We start from the raw sequence: 365 nt of genomic DNA, 5'->3' as shown, positions 1-365 counted from the left end.
GACAGTGCCCAGATCGTTACGCCTTTCGTGCGGGTCGGAACTTACCCGACAAGGAATTTCGCTACCTTAGGACCGTTATAGTTACGGCCGCCGTTTACTGGGGCTTCGATTCTGAGCTTCGCTTGCGCTGACTCATCCTCTTAACCTTCCAGCACCGGGCAGGCGTCAGCCCCTATACATCATCTTACGATTTTGCAGAAACCTGTGTTTTTGATAAACAGTCGCCTGGGCCTATTCACTGCGGCTGGTCGTTAGACCAGCACCCCTTCTCCCGAAGTTACGGGGTCATTTTGCCGAGTTCCTTAACGAGAGTTCTCTCGCTCACCTGAGGATACTCTCCTCGACTACCTGTGTCGGTTTGCGGT

Annotated in this window: 1 rRNA gene (cut by a window edge); it reads right to left on the bottom strand. The window is 53.4% G+C overall.

Going from position 1 to position 365, the window contains the following annotated elements:
- Positions 1–365, bottom strand: a 23S ribosomal RNA gene (locus LFYK43_RS12085) (its annotated part continues 943 nt past the right edge of the window); the annotation flags it as partial.

The sequence above is a fragment of the Ligilactobacillus salitolerans genome, from assembly GCF_003864415.1.
Classification (GTDB): Bacteria; Bacillota; Bacilli; order Lactobacillales; family Lactobacillaceae; genus Ligilactobacillus; species Ligilactobacillus salitolerans.
The sequence above is the reverse complement of the archived record's forward strand: the minus strand, read 5'-3'. Positions and strand labels throughout refer to the sequence as shown.